Origin of the sequence: uncultured Caballeronia sp. (assembly GCF_964243625.1) — a bacterium.
GTDB lineage: Bacteria > Pseudomonadota > Gammaproteobacteria > Burkholderiales > Burkholderiaceae > Caballeronia.
Map to the genome: position 1 here is coordinate 1 of NZ_CAXTGZ010000235.1, position 8,666 is coordinate 8,666.

6 protein-coding genes are annotated in these 8,666 nt (G+C 62.7%); 1 reads left to right on the forward strand and 5 read right to left on the reverse strand.

Going from position 1 to position 8,666, the window contains the following annotated elements; all coding sequences use genetic code 11:
- Window positions 1-91 precede the first annotated feature (91 nt).
- The 4 genes from nagE to nagA all read right to left on the reverse strand — a co-directional run bounded on the left by nagE (window position 92) and on the right by nagA (window position 6,682).
- Complete coding sequence (gene nagE / locus ACFFAR_RS16855) at window positions 92-1,867, reverse strand: N-acetylglucosamine-specific PTS transporter subunit IIBC (protein ID WP_061998345.1); 1,776 nt, start codon at window positions 1,865-1,867, stop codon at window positions 92-94.
- 105 nt (window positions 1,868-1,972) lie between these two features.
- The gene (gene ptsP, locus ACFFAR_RS16860) at window positions 1,973-4,564 is read right to left on the reverse strand and encodes a phosphoenolpyruvate--protein phosphotransferase (RefSeq protein ID WP_375508158.1); all 2,592 of its coding nucleotides are present in this window, start codon (window positions 4,562-4,564) and stop codon (window positions 1,973-1,975) included.
- A gap of 14 nt (window positions 4,565-4,578) precedes the next feature.
- Window positions 4,579-5,586: an SIS domain-containing protein gene (locus ACFFAR_RS16865; RefSeq protein ID WP_075359315.1), complete on the reverse strand. Its 1,008-nt coding sequence runs from the start codon at window positions 5,584-5,586 to the stop codon at window positions 4,579-4,581.
- Entirely contained in the window at window positions 5,579-6,682 is a 1,104-nt protein-coding gene (gene nagA, locus ACFFAR_RS16870; RefSeq protein ID WP_061998342.1) for an N-acetylglucosamine-6-phosphate deacetylase, read from the reverse strand. The genes ACFFAR_RS16865 and nagA overlap by 8 nt, the downstream gene beginning before the upstream one ends.
- 711 nt (window positions 6,683-7,393) lie before the next feature.
- On the opposite strand from nagA, the gene ACFFAR_RS16875 reads away from it, so the two are divergent.
- Entirely contained in the window at window positions 7,394-8,272 is an 879-nt protein-coding gene (locus ACFFAR_RS16875) for a GNAT family N-acetyltransferase (RefSeq protein ID WP_174363062.1), read from the forward strand.
- Window positions 8,273-8,355: 83 nt separating this feature from the next.
- On the opposite strand, the gene ACFFAR_RS16880 is transcribed toward ACFFAR_RS16875, so the two are convergent.
- Window positions 8,356-8,666 (reverse strand): SCO family protein (locus tag ACFFAR_RS16880; RefSeq protein ID WP_375508159.1); only part of this gene is annotated, 311 nt, incomplete at its 5' end.

The window sequence follows — 8,666 nt, forward strand, 5'->3', positions numbered from 1 at the left end:
TGGTGAACCTATCGTGTCGATGGGTTCACGTTGACAACAGAGCTTCCGCGGCCGAGACCCGAAGGCTCAGCCGCGGTGCTTCACTGCCCGCTTACGCCGGAAGCGGAGACGCTCCGTTACCCGTCGACAAACGCTTGGCCATCGTGGCGGCATAACGCGGCGCCGAGTTACCCACGACAATGTGGAAGGTATCGGCGGAAACCCACGCTACATCGAGCGTCGACAAGCGCTGACGATCAACCGACGACGGATCGCGCACGACCACGCGCAGACGCGTGGTAGCCACGGCGTCGAGCGAAGCCACGTTCGTTGCGCCGCCGAATACGGCAAGCCAGCGCACCGGATCCGGATCGAGCGGACCTTGCTCGGCGGCAGAAACCGAAGCCAATGGCGCGGCTTCACTGGCAGCGGGCGTGGACGAAGCCGGCGTCGCACCGCGAGTCGACGAGCGCTCGAGTTGGGTACGGATTTCATCGGAGATGAGATCGGCTTCCGGCCCGATGATGACCTGTACGCTCGTCGCGCCGCGCTTCAACACGCCGCGTGCACCGATTGCCTTCAGTTGCGGCTCCGAAACCTTCTCTGAATCCACCACGGACAAACGCAGACGGGTCGTGCAGGCATCGACGAGCGTCAGGTTTGACGCACCGCCCAAGGCCGCGATGTAACGCACAGCGCGCGGCACCGTTGCGCCGGCAGTCGGCGAGACAAAGCCCGTGTTGTCGAACGATTCGACTTCGGCGTCCGTCGTTGCGGGCTCGCGACCCGGGGTTGCCATGTTGAACTTGCGGATGAAGAAGCGGAACAGGCCGTAATAGACCAGACCGTAGACCAGGCCGATAGGAATCGCCAGCCAGCCGCGCTGCGACAGACCGTAGTTCAGCACATAGTCGATCGCACCAGCCGAGAACGTGAAGCCCAGGTGAATGCCCAGCGCCGAGCAGATCGCGAGCGACAGACCCGTGAGCACAGCATGGATGGCGTAGAGCGCGGGGGCGAGGAACATGAAGCTGTACTCGATCGGCTCGGTCACGCCCGTCAGGAACGCGGTCAAGGCCATCGAGAACAAGAGCCCGCCCACCACTGCACGACGTTCCTTCGGTGCTTCGTGGAACATGGCAAGACAAGCTGCCGGCAAGCCGAACATCATGATCGGGAAGAAGCCCGTCATGAAGCCGCCAGCGGTTTTATCGCCAGCAAAGAAGCGGTGCAGATCGCCCGTCACTGCTGCGCCGCCGCCCGGTGGCGTGTACGAACCGAACACGAACCATGCAAGCGAATTCAGGATGTGGTGCAGGCCCGTGACCAGCAGGATCCGGTTCAGCACGCCGAACACGAACACGCCGAGAGCGCCGGCGCCCGTCAGCCAGCCGCCGGCTGCATCGATAGCTGCCTGAATCGGCGTCCAGATATAGCCAAAGACGATACCGAGCACCAGACAGACGACTCCCGTGACAATCGGCACGAAGCGTTTCCCTCCGAAGAACGCGAGGTACTCAGGCAGCTTGATGTCTTTGTACTTGTTGTAGAGAAACCCGGCCACGCAACCTGCAACGATCCCCGACAGCACGCCCATGTTGAGCTTGTCGTTGATGTCTTTCATCACCGCGATTTCGATCAGGTAACCGATCGCGCCAGCCAGGCCGGCGGTACCGTTGTTGTCTTTCGCAAAACCCACTGCCACGCCGATGGCGAACAAGAGTGGCAGGTTTGTGAAGATTGCATCGCCTGCATCGGCGATCATCTTGATGTTGAAGACATCCGGCTGGCCGAGGCGTAATAGCAGCCCGGCCACCGGTAGCACGGCAATCGGCAGCATCAGCGCGCGGCCGAGACGCTGCATTTTTGCAAACAGGTTAGCGTCCATCGAATTCTCCAAAGAAAGTGTCTTGTCGTTGATCGTGAGGTGAAACGTGTTGTCGATCGATTCTTTTTACTAGTGAACGCGAAGCCTGGCAGCCGGAAGGACGTGTTAGTCCAGCGGCCAGATTTCGCGGCTTGCTGCTCTTACTGCCTGTGCCGATTCGAGCGCCAATGCATCGAGCGCGCGCTGACGGCACAGTGGGTAATCGAGTTTGCGCACGAGCGCCTTGATGCCGGGAACCGAAACCGGGTCCACCGATAATTCCGTCACGCCCAAGCCCACGAGCAAGGGCACCGCAACCGGATCGCCGCCCAGCGCGCCGCACACGCCGACCCATTTGCCGTGCTTCGCCGCGCCATCGGTTGCCGCCTTGATGAGGCGCAAGACAGCGGGATGCAAACCGTCGGCTTGAGCAGCGAGATCCGCCTGGCAACGGTCCATGGCGAGCGTGTATTGCGTGAGGTCGTTCGTACCGATGGACAGGAAATCCGCGTGCTGCGCGAGCTGGTCGGCGAGCAACGCCGCCGACGGCACTTCGATCATCACGCCGACCTGGATGGGATCGGTCCGGCCGATCTCGGCCGCGAGTTCATCGATACGCTTTCTCAGGCGCACGAGTTCGCCCGAGTCGGTCACCATGGGCAACAGGATGCGCACCGTGCCGAACGGCTTCACCGCGAGCAGACCACGCAACTGGTCGTCGAGCAGATCCGGGCGCACCTGCGCGAGGCGAATGCCGCGAAGGCCAAGTGCCGGGTTGGTTTCGGGCGGCAGCGTGAGGTAATCGACTTCCTTGTCCGCGCCCACATCGAGCGTGCGGATGATGGCCGTGCGTCCGCTCAGCGCGCCGACTATCGATTGATAACTTTCTGCGTGTTCAGCCGCGGTCGGCGCCGACTGGCGATGGATGAACAACAACTCGGTACGCAACAGGCCGACGGCATCCGCGCCGTTTTCCACGGCTGTCTTTGCGTCGTCGAGTGTTGCGATGTTCGCTGCAACTTCGATGGTCCGGCCGTCGCTGGTCGCGGCCGCGGCCTGCGACGTCTTGCGGTTCACCTCGCGCACACCCGCGAGACGCTGGCGCTCGAGGCGCGCGCGTTCCACATCGAGTGCGGTCGGTGCGTATTCCAGACGGCCCGCCGATGCGTCGACCACGACTTGCGTGCCGTCGGGAATCGCGTGCAGCGCATCGCCCACGGCAACCAGCGCCGGAATGCCGATCTGGCGCGCGATGATCGCCGCGTGCGACGTCGCGCCGCCACGCGCCATGACCAGCGCCGTCACGCGCGTGCGGTCGAGCGAAGACAGATCGGAAGGCGTGAATTCGTCGGCGGCGAGGACGGCTTCGTCGGGCAACTGACGCGCGGCCGTGTTCGTGTAGCCAAGTGCGCGCAGCACACGCTTTTCGATATCGCGAAGATCCGCGGCGCGCTCCGCGAGCAACGCGTCTTCAACGTTGGACAACAGCACGATCTGCGCGCGAATCGCCTCGCGCCATGCGAACCCGGCGCTCTTGCCGAGGCTGATCAGGTCGCGTGCGGCATCGAGCAATGTCGGGTCTTCGAGCAACACGCGATGCACCGCGAAGATGCCCGCCTCGCCGACCGCGCCGCGCTGCGAAGCGGTGCGCACGGTTTCGTCGAGCTCGGCGTCGATGGCCGCAATCGCCTTGTCGAGCAACCGGCTTTCCGCCGCCGAGGTCCCCGTCGCCTGTTCGGGCGGCGTGACGTCGTTGTCGTCCCAGCGGACGAGCTTGCCAACAGCAATTCCCGCCGACGCACATACACCCGCCAGCGTATTCGGATCGAGCGGCGTGCCCGCGTCGCGAACAACCGCAACAGGCGCCGGCGAACGCGTACGTGCCGGCTTTTCTTCCACTTCGCCATGTGCTTCACGCAGCAGTTCCGCGGCGACCGCGTCCACCGCCGCCGCTGCTTGCGAACCCACGCCAAGCAGCTCGACGGTCGCCCCTTCGCCCGCACCCAGTCCAAGCAGGCCGACGACGCTTTCTATGGGTGCCTTGCGGCCGTTGAAACGCACCTCGACCTTTGCGTCGAACCCGCGCGCCGCCTCGCGTGCGCGTGCGGCCGGCCGCGCGTGCAAGCCACCCGCGTGGCCGAGCGTGACGCTACGGCGCGCTTCTTCCGTAACGTTGGCCGGGCTGCGCGCCGCGTCCGCCTTCACGCCGTCCTTGCTGCGCAACACCAGCAACTGGCTTTCGCCCGCCCGCAACATGCCAAAGCCGGCGCGATCGATCACTTCGAACGCGTCGCTGTTCGCCACCGCGATCACAGAAACAAGACTCGGCGCGTGTTGCGCAACGAAGTCCGCATCGAATTCGATCAGCACGTCGCCCGCGCGCACGGTCGCGCCCTGCTCGACCTTCGGCGTAAAACCTTTGCCGCCGAGCTCAACCGTATCGATACCGATATGCACGAGGATTTCCGCGCCCTGCGCCGTACGCAAGGTCACCGCGTGATGCGTGCGCGCGAGGTGCGTGATGACGCCGTCGCACGGCGAGACCATCACGCCCGCGAGCGGATCGATGCCGATGCCGTCGCCGAACATGCCGTCGGCGAAGACCGGATCGGGCACTTCGGCGAGTGGCACCATCGGCCCGGTGAACGGCGCGACCAATACAAAATCGCTCAGGTTTTCAGGGGAATGATTCAACAGGGACTCCTCGGCACGGCGCATCGGATGACTCTCGATTAACGGGTTTCGGTGACTTTGGCCAAATGGCGCGGCGCGTCGGGATTTCGCCCGCGCGCGGCAGCCAGGCTGTCGGCCATCACATAGAAAGACAAGATCGCTGCGATCGGATCAAGCGCGAAGTGCGCGGTCTCGACCAGCGGCAAGTTGGCTTCGGGGATATCGGCGGGTGCTGCGAGCAGCACGCGTGCGCCGCGGGCGCGCATGTCGCGGGCAAGCTGCACCAGGCCAGCCTGCTCCGGTCCGCGCGGTGCGAACACGAGAAGCGGATAGTCCTCGCCGATGAGTTCCATTGGCCCATGCCGCACTTCCGCGCTCGAAAACGCTTCGGCCTGAATGCCCGACGTTTCCTTGAGCTTGAGCGCCGCTTCCTGGGCGATTGCCAGTCCGAGACCGCGGCCGATCACGATCATGCGGTCGACGTCCTTGAGTTCGCTGACCGCGTGCGACCAGTCGAGCTTGCCGGCGGCGCGCAACGCGTCGGGCAAGGATTTGAGCGCGTTGAGCAACTCGGCGTCTTTCTGCACATGCGCAATGACGATCGCCGAGAGCGACAGGATCGCGATATAGCTCTTGGTTGCCGCCACGGACAACTCCGGGCCGGCGAGTAACGGCAGGTTCCACTCGCAGGCTTCGGCAAGCGGTGAATTGGGCGCATTCACTGCCGCGACGGTCAGGGCGCCTGCGTCGCGCAGTGCCTGCATGGTGCCGATCAGATCCGGGCTTTTTCCCGACTGAGAAAACGCCACGGCCAGTTGGCCCTTCACGCGCAATGGTGCTTGCTGCAGGGTGGCGACCGACATGGGCAACGACGCGACCGGCACGCCGATACGGCTCATCGTCAGTCCTGCGAAGTAACTTGCGGCGTGATCCGACGAACCGCGCGCAACCGTCAGCGCGACATGCCGCGGCTCTTCGGCGAGCCGGGCGGCGAGTGCTTCAATGTGGGATGTATCGGCAAGCTGGGCAACCACCACGTCGGCGGACGCCAGCGCTTCATCAAGCATATTCGACAATTGATTCACCTTCTACATAAGTTGCTGTCAACGCCAGTTCACGGTCGAACACGACGAGGTCCGCCCACGCGCCACGCGCGATCCGGCCCCGGTCTTCGAGTCCGAGGTAATCAGCGGCGTAACGTGACAGGCGATTGGAAACATCTGCCATCGGCAAGCCGATGGAAACAAGATTGCGCAGCGCCTGGTCCATGGTCAGCGTGCTGCCGGCGAGCGTGCCGTCGGCAAGACGCACGCCGCCCATGCACTTGGTCACGTGCTGGCTGCCCAGGCGATATTCGCCATCAGGCATGCCGGACGCCGATGTGCTGTCGGTCACCACATACAGGCGCGGAATGGCTCGCAGCGCGGCGCGGATCGCGCCGGGATGCACGTGGAGAAGATCAGGAATCAGTTCGGCGTACTCGGCATGCGCGAGCGCAGCGCCGACCATGCCGGGATCGCGGTGATGCAGCGGCGACATGGCGTTGAACAAGTGCGTGAAACCGCGCGCGCCGTGTTTGAGCGCGTTGACCGCGTCGTCATAGGTCGCCAGTGAATGACCCAGTTGCACGCGCACACCGCGCGCCGCCATTTCCTGGATCACTTCAATGTGCCCCGAGATTTCCGGCGCGATGGTCACCACGCGGATGGGCGCGAGCGACAGATACTTCAGCACTTCGTCGCGCACGGCGACGGCTGCTGCATCGGGTTGCGCGCCGAGCTTGCCCGGATTGATATAAGGCCCTTCGAGATGCACGCCCAGCACGCGCGCGCCACCCGGCGCCCGGCGAACGGACTGCTCGCCGAGGCCGGCGACCACCGCCATCAGTTCGTCGCGCGGTGCGGTCATGGTGGTGGCGAGCATGCTGGTCGTGCCGTGCTTCGCGTGTTCGCGCGCAACGGTCACGGCCGCATCGCCACCTTCCATGATGTCGGCGCCGCCACCGCCATGGACGTGGCAATCGATGAAGCCCGGCAGGATATACGGGTCGTCATTGGTCCTGGGGTCCACGCTCGCACCTTCGAGCGCCGTCACCCGGCCGTTCTCGAACGCGATCGAACCGTGGATCCAGCCGTCGGTCGTCAGGATGTTTCCTTTCAGCATGAATCTCTCTCGTGAAACGTACTGCGTGACGCGCGTGGGTCGCGCTCGCATGGCGGGCGGCCCTGAAGCGCTCGCACGGCGGCGCTTCGACGCGTGGTAAGGCTCCGTCAGCCGCCGCGCCCGCTGCGAGCAGGCTGGAAACCGCCATGGGAAAAAAATGGCGTTTTCCTGCAACGACGTACTTCACCCTGGATAGTTTTTATCGATGCCTGCCGGTGGTACCTCACCGCGTGGCACCGCCTCCCAACCGATGAACACGCTGTAATCAAGCACCGGAATGGCACCTTCATTGACATTATTTGATCAATTTTCACGATAACCCCGTCGACGAAATGTCCATAGGAATCGTCGCATGGCCGGTGCAATCGGCGAGCCCATTATATAACCAAAATAATACCAGTCAATTTACGAAATCATTATTCGATGCATCGTTAAAATTGTTCATAATCAATGGTTTATAAAAATATCGAAGCGACTGTACGATTGATTTCGCATTAGTGATTACCCTTGCATGCAGCCCACTTCGCTGAGCCCGGTCTACACACTATAGACGCCCTGTGAGCTTCGCAAGCTATCGTCAGACGCAAGGATGGCACGGTCATACTATTTTTCGGCACAATGATTCAAATCGGTTCGCCAGGGGAAACGGCGAACCGTGAACCACATGATGAGAGAGGCGAAGAAATGAGGAGCCGTAGCTCGAACGAGGGAATGACTGAAGCAGTGCGCAAGTTTCAATGGTTTTACACGCGGCACGTCTGGGCGCCGTACGAACTGACGGAGCAGAGTGCCTTATCGCCGACCGAGTGGCGCGTCCTTTTCGCGGTGATGCACGCGGGCACGACAATCGCAGCCGATCTTTCGCGCACGCTCCAGATAAACACGGGCTATCTAAGCCGGCTGCTGAACGATTTCGAGCGTAGTGGCCTGATCGTCAGGAGTCCATACGCCGGCGACGCGCGCAGCAGGCACATTTCGTTGGCGCCTGCCGGGGAGAGCGTGCTGGCTGCGACAAGCACGCACGTACGCAACAATGTCTCGACGGCTCTCGAAGCCATGACGCCGGATGAGGGCTCGCAGCTGATGGCATCGATGGAGCTCGTCGAGAAACTGCTGACACTGCCGCAAGGCTCACCACGGGTCCGGTTGCGTGGTCCGCGTCCGGGCGATTTTGGCTGGATCGTCGAGCGCGAGGCACAACTCGGTATCGGGAGCAGCGCAGCAAAACGGGCACGCGAGATGCACGCCGCGAGGGTCGTCGCAGAATATCTGACAGCGCCCGATCCCACGCGCAACAGGTGCTGGATCGCGGAGAAAGATGGCGTGAGCGCGGGCGCGGCCTTGTTGATCGGTTCGCCTTCATCCGCCGATGTGCGGATCGTCTTGCTCTTCGTCGAGCCGGATTCGAGACTTGAAGGCATCGACCGGCGTTTGCTCGAAGCATGCCAGGAATTCGCCATCGAATCGGGCTATGAGCGCATTGAATGCGTGGCGGGTCTTTACATTGAACTTGCAGAACCTCTCCTTCGCGGCTGCGGATTTCAAGCGCAACGCGACGACGAAACGGTGTGGGAGAAATACTTGAAGTAGCCGGGCCTGGAAACCAGAAAGCCCGTTCCAACTTGCGTTGAAACGGGCTTTTGTCTTTTGCGCCTGCGCGGCGTGTGTTGCGCTTAATCCAGCAGCAATTTCAGATCATGAACCCAGATGTCGACACCCTGCCCGTCGCGAGCAAATAGCCTCAAGCGTCCCTGCGGATCGAACACGTAACTGGCCGCCGTATGGTCCATTGTGTATTCGCCCGCTGCCTTGCCCGGAACCTGCGCGTAGTACACGCGGAAGTCCTTCGTGATCTTCACGAGTTGCGCGGTATCGGCGGGACGCAAGCCGATAAACGACGGATTGAACGCCGCGACGTATTCGCTCAGCAAAGGCGCGGTGTCGCGTGCGGCGCTCCTCTGTCTCAAACTTTTCCATGTCATGT